Source organism: Pseudomonas frederiksbergensis, from assembly GCF_003732665.1.
In the GTDB taxonomy this organism is placed as follows: Bacteria; Pseudomonadota; Gammaproteobacteria; order Pseudomonadales; family Pseudomonadaceae; genus Aquipseudomonas; species Aquipseudomonas frederiksbergensis_G.
In genome coordinates this window covers 43,466-62,327 of sequence record NZ_MOBP01000001.1, presented here as the reverse complement: position 1 = coordinate 62,327, position 18,862 = coordinate 43,466, and the positions used below count along the sequence as shown (strand labels likewise).

The following is an 18,862-nucleotide window of genomic DNA, read 5'->3' as shown; positions in this document are numbered from 1 at the left end:
CAGGTCTGTTGATGAACCCTGTAGGAGCAAAGCTTGCTCGCGAAGGCGGCTTAACATTCAACATCAATGTCGCCTGATACTGCGCCATCGCGAGCAAGCTTTGCTCCTACGGGAGAAGGCCTTGCCTTCACCCTCCATCCCCCCGAAGCTATACGCCTTCAGGAGAGCCCGATGAACCTTGTTGAACTGACCGAACGCCTGCACGCCATCCGCGACCGCAATGACTGGCGCCAATTTCACAGCCCGAAAAACCTGGCCATGGCCGCGAGCGTGGAAATGTCCGAGCTGGTGGAGATTTTCCAGTGGCTGAGCGAAGACCAGTCCCGGCAATTGCCCGCCGACAAACTGGCCCACGCCGGGCAGGAAGTCGGCGACATCGTGCTCTATCTCTTATTGCTGTGCAGCGAGTTGGGGTTGGACATGAACGAAGTGGTGCGCAGCAAACTCGCGGACAGCGAACGGCGGTTCAGCTGATGAGCGACCGTCATTTCGATCAGTTGGCGACCCGTTTCGCGGAAAAAATCTACGGCGGGGCCAAAGGCGCGATTCGCCTCGCGGTGCTGCAAGCCGACCTGGCGGAAACCTTGCCGGATCGACCGCTGCGCGTACTGGATATCGGTGCCGGCCTGGGGCACATGTCGCTGTGGCTGGCCCAGCGCGGGCATGACGTGACACTCGCCGAACCGGCCGCACCGATGCTCGAAGGCGCCCGCCAACGCTTCGCCGACGCCGGTCAGACCGCGACCTTCATCCAGGCGCCGTGGCAGGATCTGCTCGGCCAGCTCACCGAACCCTACGACCTGGTGCTGTGTCACGCCGTGCTGGAATGGCTGGCCGAACCTCACGCGATTCTGCCAGTGCTGCATCAACTCACGACCAAGGAGGGCTGGCTGTCCCTGGCCTTCTATAACCGCGACGCACTGATCTACCGCAACCTGCTCAAGGGCCACTTCCGCAAGATGCGCAAGAACGACATGGCCGGCGAAAAGCAGAGCCTGACCCCGCAACAGCCCCTTGATCCACGGGAACTGGCGGCGCAACTTGAAGGGATGTGGCAGGTCGAAACCCAAAGTGGAGTGCGGGTTTTTCACGATTACATGCCGGTGGAATTCCAGGCCCGCGCCGAACTGGTGGACTTGCTCGAAATGGAACTGGCCCATCGTCGTCACCCAAGCTTTGCCGGGCTTGGGCGCTATTTGCACTGGATCTGTCGGCCGATTTGATCGGAGAACGAAATGAACACGCGTTCAGGATTGCTGGTGATGTGTCTGGGGTTGGCGGCCTGCCAGGGCAGCAACCCGTATGTGGCGACGTCCAACCCCTTGCCGCCGGCGCCACCCCAAGCGGCGAACACCTTCGACCGCAGTGCCTACCCGGCGCCGCCCCGTGATTACGGGCGTTACCGCAGTTGGGCCTGGCTCAACGGACAATTGCCACCGGGTTCGGCCTGGGCGGATTCGGCGCAAGTGGCGGAGGCGGTGAGCAATGCCCTCGACCAGCGCGGCTTGCGCCCGTTGCACGACAACCGCCCGGCGGACCTGTTTGTCAGCGCCAACCTGCACCTGGAAACCCGCTTGCGTCAGGTCCAGGACGACTATGGTTATTACGGCGGTGGTTATGGCGGTGGTTATCACCGTTATGGGGGTGGCTACGGCATGTACGAGACGGTGCCGATCGTGCGCACCTATTCGGAACAGGTCGTGGTGGTGCGGGTCGATCTGTTCGACGCCGGCACCGGTCAACCGGTATGGAGCGCCAGCGCCGAGACCGGCAACCAGGGCAATCAGAGCCGGCGCGCGGATGCGATTCGAGAGGCTGTGGAAAAGGCCATGTCGGCGTATCCTCCTAGTTAGCTTCTTGTAGATAAGAAGCATTACGCAGGTTCATGTCTTCAACCGGAGAACAATCATGTTCCGCCCTTTTGCTTTACTGGCCGTGGCCCTGCTGCTCAGCGCCTGCGCCGCCAACCAGGTCAATCATGACTTTGATGCCAGCCGCGACTTCGCCGCCTATCGCAGTTGGAGCTGGAAAGAACCCGCCCTGCAATACCGCCCCGATGATCCGCGAATCAAGAGCGACCTGACCGAACAGCGGATTCGCCAGGCGGTGGCCGATCAACTGGATCAACGGGGCTTGCGCCCGGCGGCTGCGGGCCAGAAGGGTGATGTCAATGTACAGGCCTACCTGATCGTCGAAGACCGCCAGCAACAAGTGACCACCAACTACGGCGGCGGTTGGGGCAACCCATGGAACGGCTACTGGGGCGCGCCGATGTACAACGAAACCCGCAACATCACCTACAAAGTGGCGACCATCCAGATTGACCTGCTCGACGGCAAGGACGGCAAACTGGTGTGGCGCGGCAGCGACGAGCAAATGCTCAGCCGAACCCCCAACCCGGCAGACCGCAGCAATGCCGTACGCGAAACCGTAGGCCGGATCCTGGCCAACTACCCACCCCGCTAAACACCGCAACCCAATGTGGGATCTGCGGTGACTGACAGACCGCCATCGCGAGCAAGCTCGCTCCCACAAGGGGTCTGTGCCGTATGCAGATTCCGCGTCCAAGAAGATCCACTGTGGGAGCGGGCTTGCTCGCGAAGACGGCAGCACATTCAAAATGGATATGACTGACAGACCGCTTTCGCGAGCAAGCCCGCTCCCACAAGGGGGCCGCGCCCTACGCTGATTCCGCGTCCAAGAAGATCCACTGTGGGAGCGAGCTTGCTCGCGAAGACGGCAGCACATTCAAAATGGATATGACTGACAGACCGCTTTCGCGAGCAAGCTCGCTCCCACAAGGGATTTGCGCCGTATGCTGGTCCCGCGTCCAAGAAGATCCACTGTGGGAGCGAGCTTGCTCGCGAAGACGGCAGCACATTCAAAAGAGATTTGACTGACCCACCGCGTTCGCGAGCAGGCTCGCTCCCACATTGCTTTGTGTGGCCAGCAACCTCGCCAACCCTTGTCTACACTGCATTTCACCCAAGGAGGCAGCACAAGGTGTGCGCCGGCGAAGGAGTGCGCGATGTCGCGGTTTCGCGGCCCGGCCCGGCAACGGGGGGCGATCGGTTTGATGGCGGCGGTGACCCTCGGGCTGGCGTTGCTGTTGATGCTGCTGGTGGTCGACACCGGTCGGCTCTACATGGAACAGCGCAAATTGCAGCGGGTGGTGGACACCGCCGCGCTGGAGGCCGTCAGCCGTGGCGGCACCTGTCTGCCGGGGCTGACCGCCGCCAGTTACGCCGGCCAAAGCGCCACGCGCAATGGCTTCACCGTCGACGCCAGCAACACCCTCGCCACTACCTGCGGCACGCTGCTGACTGCCGCCACCGGCCTGCGCACCTTCACCGTGGATGCCACCCAGGCAGCGGCGATCAAAGTCGTCGCCAGCCGCAGCGTCACCACCAGTTTTGCCAGTGGTGTGCAGGCGTTGGTCAGTGGATCGTCGGTCAGTCTCACGACCCAGCTCAATGCCTCGGCGGTGGCGGCGCTGCCGATACCACCGTTGGCCCAATTGACCATTCGCAGCACCTTGCTCGACGTCAACTTGTTGAATGGAAGCACCTCTTCCCTGGGACTAGGCACAATCAACTTGTCCGCCGCCAGTTGGAACGGTTTGCTCGCGGCCAACATTAACCTGCTCAATTTTATGGACCAGCTAGCCGTTGACCTGCATGTCACCGCAGGTGACTACACCCAACTGCTGGGTGCCGATGCAACCGTCGGGCAGTTGCTCCAGGCTGCCGCGACAGTCGCACGTCTAAACGGCGCCACAGCGGATGTGCTAGCCGGGTTCAATGGGCTGATAAGTGCAGTCGTCAGCCCGACCAAAGTGCACTTGGGCGACATATTGAATCTGCAGACTGGCACCACCTCTGCTGGTCTGAATGCCAGTTTGAACGCGCTGCAACTGGTCCAGGCCTTCCTCGAACTTGGCAACAGCAAGAGTGCCGTGGCGGGCACCATTCCAGTGAATGTGCTCGGGCTTGGCCTCGGCGCTACCGCAAAGATCAAAGTGATCGAGCCTGCACAGTTTTCCGTGGTGGGTAACCCCGCGCTGGCCAAAGTTGCGCCACTGGGCGCCAATCAAATCTATGTGCGTACCGCCCAGGTTCGTGTGTTGGTCACGCTGGATTTGTCCTTGGTCACCAACCTGATCGGCGTCGTCACCAACACCTTGTCCGTTGTCACCGGGCTATTGGGGCTCAATCTCTACGTATTGCCCAACCCCAACCTGGACATCAGCCTTGAAGCCGGGGGCGGCAGCAGTTACGTCACCGATTACACCTGCCTCAGCGATACCAACAAAAGCCTGACCGCCACGACCACCACCACCGTGGCTGAGTTGCGGGTCGGGCGGGTCAATTCGGACTGGGCTTCGTCAACGGCCCCCATGAGCGTCACGCCCCTGACCCTGCTCGACATCCGGTACGCCGGCGTGCCCTTTTCCGGGGGTGGCGCCGAGTTGAAAATCGACAGTCCAGCATTACAAACCAGTGCCAGCACCACGTTTATCAATCCGCCGAAAGTCGGGTTGGACCCCTCGAACCCTCCTTATACCCTGACCGCCTCCAACGCGATTGCCGGCATGTCGCAAGCCGTCAATGGCGTGCAACTAATCGTCCATACGCCAACGTTCAGCCCCAGCCCCTTACTGGCGGTGGTCTTCGGTACGTTGAATACGCTGGTCAGTGGCGTGCTGACGCTGTTGACCACCACCCTGAATTCGATCCTGAGCCCGCTGCTGGATAACCTGCTCAATACGGTGCTGAAAACCCTGGGCATCGAGGTCGGGAAAATCCAGGTGGGCGCCAACCTGAGCTGCGGCCAACCCGGCAAAGCCTACTTAGTGATCTGATCGTCCGGCACCAGCGGCAGCTCAATGCAAAACCGCGCCCCCTCCACCGAGTTGCTCACACTCAGCCGCCCACCCATGTTCTCGACGATGCCGTAACTCACCGACAACCCCAATCCAGTGCCGACCCCCACCGGTTTGGTGGTGAAGAACGGCTCGAAAATCCGTTCCAACAACCGTGGGTCAATCCCGCCACCGTTGTCCTCGACCCACAGCCGCACCCACTGCGCATCCCGTTCGGCGTACACCGAAATCCACGGCTTGAACTCACGATCCCCTTCGCGCTTGCTCAGTAACGCATCCCGGGCATTCACCATCAGGTTGATCAGCACCTGCTCCAGTTGATCCACATACCCGCGCACCTGCACGGTAAACCCGGTCTCGCTGACCCGCAGGTCGACGCCTTTGCCGCGCATGCCTTCGGCCAGCAGCGACAGCGTGCCTTCAATGGCCTCGACCGGGTTGAACGGGTGTTGCTCGATCTCCGAGCGGCGGCCGAACACGCGCATATGATCGACGACCCGTGCCGCACGCTGGACCTGGGCGTCGATGCGGTTGAGCTTGTCGGTCAGGTAGTCGATTTGCACATCGCCATTGCCCAGGCGCTTGAGCACGTTGACGATGGCCATGCGCATCACGTTCAGCGGCTGGTTGATTTCGTGGGCCAGCCCGGTGGCCATTTCGCCGAGGGTGGCCATTTTGGCGCTTTGGGTCAGTTGTTGCTGGGAGCGCCGCACTTCGGTGTTGTCGCGGCCCACGGCCTGGACTTCCAGCAAGCGCCCCTGTTCGTCGAACACCCCGCGATCCGACCAGACCCACCACGCATGCTCACGCCCCGGCAGTTGCAGGCTGATTTCGGCGGTGCTGACCGGGACCTCCGGGGTCAGCAGGCTCAGGCGCTGGACAAACGCCTCGCGCTGTTCCTCCGACATCCAACTGCCCAGGTTCACACCCGGCAGTTGATCGGGCTCACATTCCAGGTACATCGCCAGCGGCCGGTTGCCGAAACTCAACGTCAGGTCCGGGCGATAGCGACAGATCATCGCCGGGGAGTCTTCCACCAGAATCCGATAGCGCTCTTCGCTCTGTTTCACCTGCTCAGCGGCCAGGGTCGCTTCGGTGACGTCCAGCCACAGGCCCACGGCCTCCACCGGCAACCCGAGGTCATCGCGCAGCAGTTTGGCTTCGTCGAGCAGCCAATGGTAATTGCCGCGACAGTCACGCAGTCGATAACGCGCACGCACCGAGCCTTCGCGCAGCAGGTGGCGGGTGCGTTCGAAGTAGCGGTCGCGATCCTCGGGATGCACCCGTTCGATCAGCGCGGCGGCATCGCAGTTTTCCAGGTTCCAGCCGAGCAACGGTTGCAGGCTGGCGCTGAAAAACGTCGGGTGCAGCGCGCCTTCGACGTAGCGCTGGACGTAGATCACCGCCGGCGAACTGGCGATCAGGTTGTCCAGTCGCGCATGGGCGGCGGCGGTGTGTTGTTGCTGGTTCTTGATGTCGCTGATGTCGAGCATGAAGCCCACCAGTCGCCGACCGTCGCCGGTGCCGATGGCCTGGCCTTGCAGGCGATACCACAGCGGATGCTGCTCGCTGTCGCAACGGTGCAGGCGCACGCACAGGGTCAGCGGTTCGTCGTGATGTTGCAGCGCGTGCAGCCGACTGCGCAGCTCTTCGCGGTCGGCGGGATGGATCTGCATCAGCCAGTCCTGGAGCGTCAGCCTGGACGTTTCCAGGTGCAACGTGGCAGCGAGGGTCGGTGCCAAGAGGATTTCATTGGCGCCGAACACCTCCCACCAGCCCGTACCGAGCAAGGCTTGCAGCGACTCCATTCGCTCCAGTTGCAGGTGATGGTGTTGCTCGCGCAATCGACCGAGCAGGGGCCCGGCCAGTGCGCTGACCAGCAGCAACCAGTCGCGATCACCCAAGTCTGGCGCGTGCTCCTGCACCGGGTAAAAACCGCAGAGCAGCCACGCCGCGACACCGTGGTCATCGCTGTAGGGCACGGCAAATCCCTCGGCATTGCCGAACAAGGCTTGTACGCGCAGGTGTTCGTCGAGGCCATGACTGATGCCCAGACGCTGGGGCGCGGAGCCGTTCAAACTGTCGAGCACGGTGCCCAGGCGCTGCGCGTTGTGCCACAGCGATGGCGCGTCATGGGCGCTGAACTGGCAATGGATTTGCCAGCCATCCTCCTGTTCATCGAGCAAGGCCAAGGCGACACAGGGGATGTGCCAGCGCTGGGCGATGGTTTGCAGTTGTTCGCTGACGATCACCGACAACCGCGCCAGGCTGCACGCGCGCAGATGCTCGCTGATCTGCCCGGCCACCACCTGGCATTCTTCCCGACTGTGGGCCTGATGGCGTTCGAGCAACAGGTCGCCGATGTCCATCAACTGCAACAGCCAGCCGCCGGCCGAGGGTTGCACCCAGCCGCGCAGGTGCAGGGTCTGGTCGGCCAGGCCGAGGAAATCCAGGTCCAGGCTCTGTCCCTGCCAGTCGCCGGGCTGGCCTTCGATCACCAGGCTGCTGTGGGCCAGCACGTAGCGGTGCAGCGGCAACGGCTGGTCGTGGGGCGGTTGTTGGGCCAGGGAATGTCGGAGCGGGCCGGCCATTTGCAGCACATGGCCGTTGTCGTCCAACTGCACATGCAGGCCCAGGGCTTGCACCGGCAACGGCTCGGGCGCCTCGATGGCGGCAAGGGTGGGGCGCTTGAGCAAGCGGGCGAACAGCTTATCCCCGGAGGTCAAAATTGCAGACTCGAGGTGGCGCTCAGGTTGGTCGGCAGGTTCGGCACCGTCCCCAGCCCTGGCAACACCAGAAACGGAATGACCTGATTCAGCTTGCTGGTGGGGTAATTGACGCTGACGGTCAGGGTGCCTTTGCTGGTGTCGTAGACCGCACTGGTGTCGACGCCGATCACCAGGTTCAGCGCGGTGGGCACCCACGACAATTGCTGTTGCAACGTGGCGTTCGCGGTGTTCTGCACCACGGTCGCATAGCCAGGCGTGTTGGGATCGACCGCCACACTGCGACGCACCGCTTCGGCCGTGGCCTGGTTGAACGACTGCATCAAAACGAATGGCAGGCTGTAGCTCACCAAACCGTAAAACACCGCGAAAAAGATCACGAACACCAGGGCGAACTCAATCGCCACGGCGCCTTTTTGCTTGCTGGGGAGGCCTGCTTTCATGAGTGCGTCTACCCTGACAATCACTGCGTAATATCAGCATAGAATCATTCAGCCAAAACGGACGGTTTTTACCGGATGCAGAGCCTTGTCTTGATTATCTGGCTGACCCTGTGCGCCGTGCAGGATGCGCGGCAGCGACACATTGCCAATGCCCTGACATTGGGTGCCGCCGGGTTGGCGCTGGCTTATCTGTTGTTGACCGGCAACACCTGGCTCGGCGCTGAAGCGGAGCAGGGCGGTTGGGCGTTTTTGCTGGCGCTGGCTTTCACGTTGCCGGGCTACGCGATGAAGCGAATGGGTGCCGGCGATGTGAAATTAATGACAGCTTTGGGCCTGGCGACAGACGGTATGCACCTGCTCGGGGCATTTATCGGTGCTGGCCTGGCGAGTGCCGCGTGGTTGCTGTTAGCGCCAAAAGTCTGGCTCCATATGAATCAATGGCTTAGGGGTAATGTTCGATATTTTAGCCCAGAATCGTCAAATAAGCCGCCATATGCTCCGTTCGTGCTGGTAGGCTTGGTGTGTACGCTCGTTTGGATCCATTAGTCGCGGCGGGCCGCTAGTTCTATGTACATAGTCGGAAAGTACGTCTACTTTCCAATTAGAGTAGTTATACAACTTGTGGCTACTAGTACAGGAACGGTCAGCTTTGACCTGACATGGAGTGGCACGTGAACAAGCTTACGTCTGCGGTAAAAGTCCTTGTGGTCGATGACCAGCCCCTGATTGTCGAAGAACTCTGTGAATTCCTTGAAAGCAGCGGTTATCGCTGCGTTCCTTGTGAGTCCAGCACCCAAGCCCTGGAACGCTTCACCCAGGATCCGGACATCGGTCTGGTGCTGTGTGATTTGCACATGCCGGACATGGACGGCATCCAGCTTGTACAAGAAATGCAGCGGTTGTGCGGCCGGCATCGGGCGTTCGAAGCGATCATGCTCACCGGCCGCGCCGACAAGCAGGATGTGATCAAGGCCTTGCGTGCCGGCATCGCCGATTACTACCAGAAGCCGATCGACCTGGATGAATTGCTGGAAGGCTTGCAGCGCCAGGAAGTGGCGTTGCAGGAGCGGCAGAAGGACGTGCAACTGGGGCATTTGAATCAGAAGTTGCAGTACCTGTCCGAATCCATCGATGACCTTTATCAAGACCTGGACAAGGTGCGTCGCAGTCCGCGTTCGTCTACCGGGCCTGGAGATTTTGTGGTCAGCGACGCCAACCAGGACGAAATCCCACCGATCTTCAATCAGCTCTCGCCCCGGCAACTGGACGTGGCGCGGCTGGTGGGCAAAGGGCAGACCAATTATCAGATTGCCTGTGAGTTGGGGATTACCGAAAACACCGTGAAGCTGTACGTGTCCCAGGTGTTGCGCCTGACCCATATGCATAACCGCACGCAACTGGCACTGGCGTTGTCGCCGAGTAATTCGGGGATGTGGCAGAGAGTCACCGCCCACTGATTTGACTGAATGCACCTCGATCTAAATGTGGGAGTGGGCTTGCTCGCGAAGGCGTCGTGCCAGTTGACCTATAAGTTGAATGACACACCGCCTTCGCGAGCAAGCCCGCTCCCACGGTGGATTTTCGGCGAGCACCGTATTTGTGAGCGACACCCTACTTGCTGATTTCAATCTTCCCCCCCGCATCCGGGTCATACAGATCCGGAATCTCATACCGATACTTCCTCAACCACCGCTGCATCGCCTCTTCCCGTTCCGCCGCGCTCGCGGTTTGTGGAGTTTTGGAGGCGGCTTTGTTGCGGCTTTGCAGCACCAGCCAACCTTCGGTTTCCGCCTGTTGGGGCGAGGACGGGCCGGCGTCGATGGCCATGGCGATCAGGGGGAGTATCAACAGGCTCAAGCCGAATAATTTGATCATCGCCAGCTCCTATTTAACGGACGTCGGTTGGGTATCCGTCACCGTCGCCACTTGATCACCCGCCGCCGTTTTGCCTTTGACCGGCTGCTTGAGTTTTTCCGCCCGGGCCTGGGCGTCGGTGAACTGTTCCGGGGTCAGGTGTGCGCGGCTGACCACTTCCGCCGCTTGCTGCCAGTTGTCCTGATACAACAGCAGCGTCACCAGATTCGCCGCCGCAAGGTTGTCGTGTTGCTTGAGTTCGATGGCGGTGAGGAATTCAAAACGCGCATCGTCGAGCCGCAATTGATTGAGGTACACCACGCCCAGGTCATTGCGAATTTTTTCGTCGGTGGGCGCCAGGCGAGCGGCGCGTTGCAGATGGGCCTGGGCCTGTCCGTAATCTCCGCGAGCCGCGAATAACTGGCCCAACCCTTGTTCGGCATCCGCCGACAGGCATGATCCCAGCAGGCTGCGATACAGGGGTTCCGCCTCGCTGCGCCCCAGCAAGCGATAGACCTTGGCCTTGCGCAACCGCACTTCGCTGAGGTTGTCGGGCAGGCTCTGCAAGTTGGCCAGGCTGGCGTGCAGCTTGCCGTCGTTGGCCAAGTCATCGGCCAGGTTCAACGCCAGTTCCTGATCAGAACTCAGCTTGCTGCAACTGGCCGGCGACAGCATCGCCGACCACGGCGCCTGGCCGTCGGTGGCGCAACCGGCGAGCATCAGCAGGCTCACCACAGCAATCAATGCTTTCATCATGTTCCCTCAAAAGGTGCGTTACTCAGCTGGCAAACGCCCGGGTAATCGCGGTGAACCCGGGGCCGGCCAGGACGATCAACAGGGCCGGAAACAGAAACAGCATCATCACCACGGACATCTTGGCCGACATTTTCGAGATGTATTCCTGCAGCCGCGTCAGGCGCCGATCGTCGAGCAGTTGCTTGAGCGCCAGCAGGGATTTCATCGCGCCGCCGCCCTGGTGAATCAACTGCTGCAAGATCACGCAGGTGTCGCTGAATTCGTCCACCGCCAGCATCACCGCGGCCTTGTGCAATTCCTGGCTGAGTTCCAGGCCGGAGTCGACGCGGGTCAGGATCAGGCGTAATTCGCTGGTCAGCTCGGGCAAGAGTTTCTGCCCTTCGGTGCTGAGCACCCGCAACGCCTGTTCGACCGCCATGCCCGATTCGAAGAGGATGCGCAGCAGGGGGATGAAGGTCGAGATTTCCACGGCGATGGTTTGCTGCCGACGTGCCGCGGCGTAGGCCAACAGGCGTTTGGGCAGCAAGTAACCCATGCCGGTGGCCAGCAGCGGCACGATCCAGCCGTTGGCCGCTTGCGGGAAAAACACTTCCCGCAGGAACAACCCCAGCCCCAATAGCAACAACGGTGTGCCGATCTGGCACGCGGCGTACACCGCCCGCTCATTGGCGCGGCGCCAGCCCAGGCGGCCGAGCAGGTTCTGGGTTTCGCTGTCGATACTGACCGAGCGCTGGCCGAAACGGCTGTTGCCGAGCGCCCGCAGCCAATTGCCGAAACGGTTCTCGCGCACCAGTTGCCCCTGCAAGCGCTGGGTCACCAGGCGCACCCGGCGTCGTGCTTGCAGCAGGTGATTGACCACCAGCAGCAAGGCCCCGAGAAACAGCATCAGACTGGCCAGCAAAACCATGTCAAACACTCCGCAACATGCGCCACAGTGCCAGGCAGCCGAACACCTGCAGCACCACGGCGACAATCAACATGACCTGGCCGCCCGAGTCATGCCACATGCCGAGCATGTAGCCGGGGTTGGTCAGCATGAAGTAACTCACCAGAATCATCGGCAGCGACCCCAGCACCCAAGCCGTCATCCGCGTTTCCCCGGTCAAGGCGCGCAATTGGCGGGCACCCTGGTCCCGTTCGCGAATCAGTTTGATCAGGTTCTCCAGCAACTCGCTGGCGTTGCCGCCATAGCGATGATTGACCTTCAGGCCCAGGGCAAACATGCGCAGTTCGTCCTGTTCATAGAGCTCGGCGAAATCGCTCACGGCGTCCGGCAGATTCACCCCAAGCTGCACGTTGCGCTGCACCCGGCCCATGGCCCGTTTCAGCGGATCTTCGCTGGATTCGATCCCGCCCATGACCGCGTCGGCCAGGGTGCGTCCGGATTTGAGACTGCGCACGGTGTAGTCCAGCAACTGCGGCAACTGCTCGACCATGCGTTTGATCCGGCGGCGAAACAGCCATGAAATGTACAGCCGCAGCAGCAGTGGCGGCGCGAGCACAACCGTGAGCAAACCTATCCAGTCGGCGAGCAGATAACCCAGCAACAGCGCCACCGCCCACAGGGCCAACCATAGGCCCAGACGCTCGGTTGGACGACCCAGGCCCGCACGCAAAAACATCCGCTCAAGACCCACCCACGTGGTTTTCTGCGCCGTCAATTGCGGCTGCCCCTGGGCCAGTCGACCGAGCACCCGTTCGTTGCCGGTCTTGCGGATGCCGTGCAAAAACAGCCACCCCGAGAGCCCGAGTAGCACCACGCAAATCAGACTGAGAATGAGCGGGACAATCATGCTGGATGCTCCATGGAATCAGCCCAGGCTCGACTCGTGACGCAGCTTGTCACCCGCCGGGTTGACCGCTTCGCGCAAGAAGCCGAAACCGGTACGGCGGTCGAGGCGGAACAGGGTGTTGGTGACGTACACGTCCTCGCGCACACCCACCACTTCCACCACTTCGCTGACACAGCGCCGGCCATCGGGCATGCGCGTCAGTTGGATGATCACGTCCAGGGCCGCGCAGATCATTTGCCGCAAGGTGCGCTCGGCCACCGCGCGGCCGGTGAGGCCGACCAGGGTTTCCAGGCGCAGCAACGCATCCTGGGCGTTGTTGGCGTGCACCGTACTCATGGAGCCGTCGTGGCCGGTGTTCATCGCGGTGAGTACGTCGAGCACTTCGACGCCGCGAATCTCACCGAGGATGATCCGGTCCGGGCGCATCCGCAGGGCGTTGCGAATCAGGTCGCTGGCCTTCACTTCACCGTGGCCCTCGGCATTCGGCGGCCGGGTTTCCAGGCGCACGACATGGGGGTGACCGAGTTGCAATTCGGCCACATCTTCGATGGTCACCAGCCGTTCGTGGGGGTTGATCAACTGGCTGAGAATATTCAGCAACGTGGTTTTACCCGTGCCGGTGCCGCCGCTGATCAGGATGTTGCAGCGTTTGCCGACGGCGTTTTGCAGGAACTCGAAAATCGCCTGGTCGATGGTTTGCATCGCCATCAAATCGCTGCTTTTGAGCATGTCCTTGCGAAACTTTCGAATCGACAGGCACGGCCCATCCAGGGCAATCGGCGGGATGATCGCGTTGACCCGGCTGCCATCGGGCAGGCGCGCATCGACCATCGGCGACGACTCATCGAGCCGCCGACCGAGGGGCGCGAGGATGCGCTGCATGACCCGCTCCACATGGTGCGCATCGATAAACCGCAGGTCGCTCAGGTGCAGCACCCCGTCCCGTTCGATGAACACCCGATGCGGGCCGTTGACCAGGATTTCCGTGACCGCGGTGTCTCGCAGCAACACTTCCAGCGGCCCGAAACCGGTGAGTTCGTCGACGATTTCCTCGGCCAGTCGCTCCATTTCATAGCGGGAAATCGCCAGGTGCAGGCGGGCGATGTATTCGGCGACCTTATCCGTAACGAACTGCGCCAGCAGTGGCCGCGAACCTTCCAGCAGGTTTTTTCCCGACTCTTCGATGGCATCGATGATGTAGCGGTGCAGCACCAGTTTCAGGCCTTCATGGTCGGTGTTGCCGGCGGCGCTACGGGAAGGTGCGCCGAAGAGTTTTTCGCTCATGAGGTGCCCCTCAAACGATCAAGCCAACCGGTCTTGGGCTTGGCCAGGCCTTCGGAGCGCTTGGCCAGACGTTCGCCGAGGGTGCGCAGGCTTTGCGTGAGTTTTTCCCGAGGCGCCAGTTCGAACAGGGTCACGCCCTGGTTCTTGGCGTTAAGGCGCACTTCCGGGCTGTAGGCCAGCACCGCGATCACTTCCAGGTTGAAGGTCTTGCCGAGGGTTTCCGAGTCCGGTGCGATGTGGCCCAGGTAGCGGTCGATCAGCAAGCGCCCGTGGTCAAGCTTCATGCCTTTTTCCCGCCACAGGTTGAGCACCGCGAGGTTGCGCCGGCAGTCGAGGACATTCTGGTCGCTGTACCACAGCAACTTGTCGCAATGGCTGACAAAGGTGCGCAGGGCTTCACTGTCCGGCTGGCCGGTGAGGTTCACCACGATGTGCTGGAAGTGTTGGCGCAAGGCGCTGAGCAGCATGTACAGCTCGGCGGCGCTGGTGCTTTCCAGGGGCTCGTCGTTGCTGGCGTAGGCGAGAATGCGCAGCCCCGCTTCGGCGCTGGTGAAGGCGCTGTCGATCAGCGTCGCATCGAGACGGCGCAAGTGGCGCAGGGCATCGCCGAAGTGGAACGAACTCTCCAGCCCCAGCAAGGCCAGGCTGTCGCCCCGGGGCAGGCCGAGGTCGATCAGCAAAGTTTGTTGCCCGCTCTTTTGCACCACCAGCGCCAGGTGATTGGCCAGCAGTGCGCCGTCGCCATTGCTCTGGGTGCCGTACAACACCGTGAGGCCGCCCAGTTGCGTGTTGGTGGTCACGGGCGGCAGGCGTTTGCTCAGGCGCCGCACCAGCCCGGCGACCTCGCTGGAGCGCGAGCCATAGGCGACGAAATCCCGCGCCCCGGCGCGCATGGCATTGAGCACCAGTTGATTGTCCATGCCATCGCCGAGGGCGACGATGGCGAGCATCGGCTTGGCTTCCAGCGCCCCTTCGATCAACGCGCTCTGGGCCACCACGTGTTCACGGTCGAGGCCGACGAACACCAGGCTGGCGAAGGTCACGTCCACCAGTGCCAGCAATTCGTCGAGGCTGCCCCCGCCGGCGCTGACCACTTGGCCGAGGGGCGCCAGGGCGCCTTGCAGCCACTCAAGATCGGTGCTGTTGCGGGTGATGGCGAGGAAGGTCTGGCTCAGGCTCTGACTCATTGCGACAGTCCGCTGCGTTTGTCGAAGTTACCGTTTTCGAGGAAGAACATGCGATAGAAATTCGGGTCGTAGTTGCGCAGTTTTTCCCCCGGCAACGACGGCAACTGCGCCTCGGCGGCCAAGGGCTGAACCAGGTGCGGGGTGACGATCATCAGCAGCTCGCGCTCTTCGCGCTTGATCTGCGAACTACGGAAAAAAGCACCGAGGACCGGGATGTCGCCCAGCCCCGGAAACTTGTTCACCTGGGAACTGTTGGTGGTGCTGATCAGGCCGCTGATGACGAAACTCTCACCGTCGGCCAGGGAAATACTGGTATCGGTGCGGCGGATGGTCAGGGCCGGCACGGTGGTGCCGGCGATGTTCACGGCGTTGCTGAAGTCCAGTTCGCTGACTTCCGGCGCGACCTTCAGTGCGATGCGATTGTGGCTGATGATGGTTGGCGTCAGGGTCAGGCGGATGCCGAACTCCTTGTACTCGATGGACACGTTATCGCTGCCGGCACTGGGCACCGGGATCGGGATTTCACCGCCGGCGAGGAAACTTGCGCTCTGCCCGCTGAGCGCCACCAGGCTCGGCCGCGCCAGGGTGTAGGCAAAGCCGCTGCCCTCCAGCGCGTTGATGATCATCATGGTTTTGCCGCCGATCCAGGAGAAGTTGAACAGGCTGTTGTCCACCGGCAACTTGGGCGTCACCACACCGTCGATGGCCGGCAACGTGCCCGGTGCTCCGAACAAAAAGTTGCCGCGAGTGCCGATCAATGAGGCGGTGGCTTCCTTGAGTTTGGTGCGGCTGACTTCGACGAAGCGGATGTCGGTTTGCACCTGTGACGGCAGTGCCGTGTCATCCGACGGCAGCGTGCTGGCGCTGGTCAGGGCCGCCGTGGCGCGGCCCTGGACGAACACCATGCTCTGCCGAGGTTCGCTGGCGCAGGCGGTCCAGATCATCAGGCTGGTGGCGCCGGGCGCCATGCCGGTCAACAAAAACGCGCTGCTGCCGTTGGGGTGTACGTCGGCAATTTTCGGATCGCCGATGGCCAGGCGAGTGATTGCAACGGGGGATTGCAGGTCCTGTTGCAAGCCTTCACCGATCTCGATCACCGGTGGCAAACGCCCCAGCGCGGCGCAATTGCCAGTCACCGCAAACGCGGCTTCCATGGGCAGAGCTATCAGCATCAAGGCCCAGAGCACGGGTTTGAAGGTCGGCATGGAACGACTCTGCATGCAGCGGCATCCTTGATCAGTCATGGGGTTTGTTGGGTGAGCTGATTGCCGCGAATCACTTCGATGGCACGTCGTGGGGCTGCGCCGCTGGCGGGACCTTTCGGTGCGCCGCCGAGGGCCAGTTGGGTGAACTGGAAGAGCTGGCTGTTGGCGCTGTCGAGCTTGCCCGGCGCCTGGTTTTCGCCGGCCCAGTACTTGGCCAGGCGCTGCTCTTCGCTGCTGCGCACCGCCAGGCGCAAAGTGCCGACCTGGGTCGCCAGCATCAACCGGCTCAAGAGTTGTTCGGGCACGGCCAGCACCACCGTGCGGGCGGCGATGCGGCGTTGCTCCTGTTTGAGTTTGTCGTCGGCGCTGAGGGCCGGGCTGGCGGGTTGACCGTCGTTGGTCAGACCGTATTGCTCACCCACGCCGAGCACGCGCATGGCCGGCACGACGATCTGCGCGGATTGCTGCAAGTTGCTGGTGTCCTGGCGCAGGAACAGCAGCACGTCTACATAGTCGCCGGGCGCCAATTGCCCGGCAGCCCCGATCACTTCATCCACGGCCACGGCGAGCGCGCGCTCATCACTGCGGATCATCCGCGCCAGGGTGCCGCCGGCCTGGAAGCTGTCATCGCTGAGCCAGGTGCCGGCGCTCAGGTGGCGCCAAGGCGTGCGGCCGATCGCCTGGTCGAGATTACTCAGGCTGCCGGCGGGGGCGCTGCGCAGTTTTTCCACGGTCAGGTCGGCGGCGGTCAGCGGGGTGAACGGCGGCACGTCGTGGGTCAGCACGACCACTGGCTGGCGGGTCTGGTCTTCGGCGGCGGCGACGGTTTTTTCCACCGTCACGGCAGCGGTCGGCGGGGCAACTGGAGCCGCAACAGGCAGCGGCTGACGACTGAGCACCAACCCCCAATAGCCGACAAAAATCGCCCCGAGTAAAAGCAAGCCGGCAAGGCCCATGGTGATGCGACTGTTCATGACGGCTCTCCCTTTCCCGCTGCACTGACAACTCGCCATTCCTGACAAGGCGTCTTCGCAATCAGGCAGCTATGAACATGCAACTATTTCGCTATTTCCACGCTAGTCGATCTAATTCAAAACGCCATTACGCACCGAAAATATCTATACAAAAGTATGAGAAATGAACAAATAACGAGTCTTTTTTGCGGGCGGATTCTGACTAATCCTTTGTGATTAATCCGTTCTTACAGTTGTTGCGCGGGGGTTTGTTGACAATGCTTTGGTGGCACGGTGAAAGCCTGTCGCAGTACCGTTTCGTCGGCGCCAGAGGCGCGAAGGAGTAGACGTATGATTCTCGAATATCTGTTGCTCAGAGCCCGCTTGTTCTTCAAAAGTACTGAAGGCGCATCGGCGATCGAGTACGCGATTGTGGTAGCCATGGTGGCGGTGGTGGTCGTGGTGTTTGTGTCGCCGGTCAGTACCAAGGTCTACAACATTTTCAGCGCTGTTCTGACTTCGCTGGGCGGCACGGCGCCGACCAAACCAACGCCTTGATCGAGCTGATTCGCCCATCAGTGATGCCCGTACATTCGTCACCCGTTTTTGCCACGGGATGACACGTTCGGGTGCTGGCGTGGTGTTTGGATTGTTGTTGTCTGGCTGCCGTTGGCACGAAGGAGAACTTCCATGCTCTTTGAATACTTGATGGCGCGGGCGCGTCTGTTCCTGAGTAATACCGAAGCGGCTTCGGCCATCGAATACGCGATTGTGGTGGCGATGGTTGCGGTGGTGGTCGTGGTGTTTGTCACGCCCATCGGCGGCAAGGTTTTTGCGATTTTCAACAACTTGATAATGGCCCTGGGCGGATCGTCCCAGACCGCGCCGGCGCAAACGCCTTGAGCACGGCGGGCTGCGCAGGATGAATGACACGCTACACTCGGTTCTACATTCAGTTTTCAGGTGCAGCCCATGAATCCCTCTTCGCCACCACGCCAACAGTTGCTTCTGGTTGACGACGAAGAGGACGCGCTGCTGGAGCTGGCGGAACTGCTCGAAGGCGAGGGCTTCACCTGTTTTACCGCCACCTCGGTCAAGCTCGCCCTGCATCACCTGACCCGCAACCCCGATATCGCCCTGGTGATCACCGATCTGCGCATGCCGGAGGAGAGCGGCATGTCGCTGATCAAGCGCTTGCGTGAACACACCTCGCGCCAGCACTTGCCGGTGATCGTCACGTCCGGGCATGCGGACATGGAGGACGTCAGCGACATGCTGCGCCTGCAGGTGCTCGACCTGTTTCGCAAGCCCATCTACCACATACGGTTGCTGGAGACATTAAACAACCTGTTTCCGCAGGCTCATTCACAATCCCTGTGACAGACCCACCGCTTTCGCGAGCAAGCTCGCTCCCACAGTTGATCTCCAGTGAACCTTAATCCTATGACCGCCACAGCCCCCCTGTGGGAGCGGGCTTGCTCGCGAAGAGGCCGGCCCATTCAACATCCCATTGCCTGACCCACCGCTTTCGCGAGCAAGCCCGCTCCCACAGTTGATCTCCAATGAACCTTAATCCTATGAGCGCCACGGCCCCCCTGTGGGAGCGAGCCTGCTCGCGAAGTGGCCGGCCCATTCAACATCCCATTGCCTGACCCACCGCTTTCGCGAGCAAGCCCGCTCCCACAGTTGATCTCCAGTGAACCTTAATCCTATGACCGCCACGGCCCCCCTGTGGGAGCGGGCTTGCTCGCGAAGAGGCCGGCCCATTCAACATCCCAT

Annotated in this window: 20 protein-coding genes; 10 read left to right on the top strand and 10 right to left on the bottom strand. The window is 61.6% G+C overall.

The genetic code is table 11. The features are described from left to right. Positions 1–171: 171 nt before the first annotated feature. From BK665_RS00305 to BK665_RS00285, 5 genes are all read left to right on the top strand, one after another. On the top strand, positions 172–474 hold the full coding sequence (locus tag BK665_RS00305) for a MazG-like family protein (RefSeq protein WP_017336358.1): 303 nt from the start codon (positions 172–174) through the stop codon (positions 472–474). Beyond that, positions 474–1,223, top strand: coding sequence for a methyltransferase (locus BK665_RS00300; protein ID WP_123402333.1), 750 nt, complete (start codon positions 474–476; stop codon positions 1,221–1,223). Before BK665_RS00305 ends, BK665_RS00300 begins: the two co-directional genes overlap by 1 nt. A gap of 12 nt (positions 1,224–1,235) precedes the next feature. Further along, the gene (locus tag BK665_RS00295; RefSeq protein ID WP_123402332.1) at positions 1,236–1,853 is read left to right on the top strand and encodes a DUF4136 domain-containing protein; all 618 of its coding nucleotides are present in this window, start codon (positions 1,236–1,238) and stop codon (positions 1,851–1,853) included. 55 nt (positions 1,854–1,908) lie between these two features. Then, on the top strand, positions 1,909–2,466 hold the full coding sequence (locus BK665_RS00290; RefSeq protein ID WP_123402331.1) for a DUF4136 domain-containing protein: 558 nt from the start codon (positions 1,909–1,911) through the stop codon (positions 2,464–2,466). A gap of 562 nt (positions 2,467–3,028) precedes the next feature. Then, on the top strand, positions 3,029–4,861 hold the full coding sequence (locus BK665_RS00285; RefSeq protein ID WP_123402330.1) for a pilus assembly protein TadG-related protein: 1,833 nt from the start codon (positions 3,029–3,031) through the stop codon (positions 4,859–4,861). On the opposite strand, the gene BK665_RS00280 is transcribed toward BK665_RS00285, so the two are convergent. Both BK665_RS00280 and BK665_RS00275 read right to left on the bottom strand, forming a co-directional pair. Continuing rightward, the gene (locus BK665_RS00280; protein ID WP_123402329.1) at positions 4,846–7,608 is read right to left on the bottom strand and encodes a PAS domain-containing sensor histidine kinase; all 2,763 of its coding nucleotides are present in this window, start codon (positions 7,606–7,608) and stop codon (positions 4,846–4,848) included. The two genes, BK665_RS00285 and BK665_RS00280, sit on opposite strands and share 16 nt — an antisense overlap. Then, complete coding sequence (locus BK665_RS00275; RefSeq protein WP_123402328.1) at positions 7,605–8,051, bottom strand: TadE/TadG family type IV pilus assembly protein; 447 nt, start codon at positions 8,049–8,051, stop codon at positions 7,605–7,607. The genes BK665_RS00280 and BK665_RS00275 overlap by 4 nt, the downstream gene beginning before the upstream one ends. Before the next feature lie 75 nt (positions 8,052–8,126). Between BK665_RS00275 and BK665_RS00270 the strand changes: the two genes are divergently transcribed. Next, positions 8,127–8,597: a prepilin peptidase gene (locus BK665_RS00270; RefSeq protein WP_123402327.1), complete on the top strand. Its 471-nt coding sequence runs from the start codon at positions 8,127–8,129 to the stop codon at positions 8,595–8,597. 125 nt (positions 8,598–8,722) lie between these two features. Next, on the top strand, positions 8,723–9,508 hold the full coding sequence (locus tag BK665_RS00265; RefSeq protein WP_123402754.1) for a response regulator transcription factor: 786 nt from the start codon (positions 8,723–8,725) through the stop codon (positions 9,506–9,508). A gap of 154 nt (positions 9,509–9,662) precedes the next feature. Here BK665_RS00265 and BK665_RS00255 read toward each other — a convergent pair whose 3' ends face one another. Genes BK665_RS00255 through cpaB form a run of 8 tightly spaced genes read right to left on the bottom strand, consistent with a single transcriptional unit; the run spans position 9,663 to position 17,104 of the window. Continuing rightward, entirely contained in the window at positions 9,663–9,926 is a 264-nt protein-coding gene (locus BK665_RS00255) for a DUF3613 domain-containing protein (RefSeq protein WP_123402326.1), read from the bottom strand. A 9-nt stretch (positions 9,927–9,935) separates the two neighbouring features. Then, on the bottom strand, positions 9,936–10,658 hold the full coding sequence (locus BK665_RS00250; protein ID WP_123402325.1) for a tetratricopeptide repeat protein: 723 nt from the start codon (positions 10,656–10,658) through the stop codon (positions 9,936–9,938). 25 nt (positions 10,659–10,683) lie between these two features. Next, a complete protein-coding gene (locus BK665_RS00245) occupies positions 10,684–11,568 on the bottom strand; it encodes a type II secretion system F family protein (RefSeq protein WP_123402324.1) in 885 nt (294 codons plus the stop codon). 1 nt (position 11,569) lies between these two features. Next, a complete protein-coding gene (locus BK665_RS00240; RefSeq protein ID WP_123402323.1) occupies positions 11,570–12,454 on the bottom strand; it encodes a type II secretion system F family protein in 885 nt (294 codons plus the stop codon). Positions 12,455–12,472: 18 nt separating this feature from the next. Beyond that, positions 12,473–13,738: a TadA family conjugal transfer-associated ATPase gene (locus BK665_RS00235; protein WP_123402322.1), complete on the bottom strand. Its 1,266-nt coding sequence runs from the start codon at positions 13,736–13,738 to the stop codon at positions 12,473–12,475. Continuing rightward, entirely contained in the window at positions 13,735–14,925 is a 1,191-nt protein-coding gene (locus tag BK665_RS00230) for a CpaE/TadZ family protein (protein WP_123402321.1), read from the bottom strand. The genes BK665_RS00235 and BK665_RS00230 overlap by 4 nt, the downstream gene beginning before the upstream one ends. Next, positions 14,922–16,145 (bottom strand): type II and III secretion system protein family protein, encoded by a 1,224-nt coding sequence (locus tag BK665_RS00225; RefSeq protein ID WP_123402320.1) that lies wholly within the window; start codon positions 16,143–16,145, stop codon positions 14,922–14,924. The genes BK665_RS00230 and BK665_RS00225 overlap by 4 nt, the downstream gene beginning before the upstream one ends. Positions 16,146–16,165: 20 nt before the next feature. Continuing rightward, entirely contained in the window at positions 16,166–17,104 is a 939-nt protein-coding gene (gene cpaB / locus BK665_RS00220) for a Flp pilus assembly protein CpaB (protein ID WP_123402319.1), read from the bottom strand. A gap of 330 nt (positions 17,105–17,434) precedes the next feature. Here cpaB and BK665_RS00215 point away from each other — a divergent pair, with 330 nt between their 5' ends. The 3 genes from BK665_RS00215 to BK665_RS00205 all read left to right on the top strand — a co-directional run bounded on the left by BK665_RS00215 (position 17,435) and on the right by BK665_RS00205 (position 18,463). Continuing rightward, on the top strand, positions 17,435–17,641 hold the full coding sequence (locus BK665_RS00215; protein ID WP_123402318.1) for a Flp family type IVb pilin: 207 nt from the start codon (positions 17,435–17,437) through the stop codon (positions 17,639–17,641). A gap of 132 nt (positions 17,642–17,773) precedes the next feature. Continuing rightward, positions 17,774–17,986, top strand: a complete 213-nt coding sequence (locus tag BK665_RS00210) for a Flp family type IVb pilin (protein ID WP_123402317.1) — start codon at positions 17,774–17,776, stop codon at positions 17,984–17,986. 69 nt (positions 17,987–18,055) lie between these two features. Then, positions 18,056–18,463, top strand: coding sequence for a response regulator (locus BK665_RS00205; protein WP_123402316.1), 408 nt, complete (start codon positions 18,056–18,058; stop codon positions 18,461–18,463). Positions 18,464–18,862 lie beyond the last annotated feature (399 nt).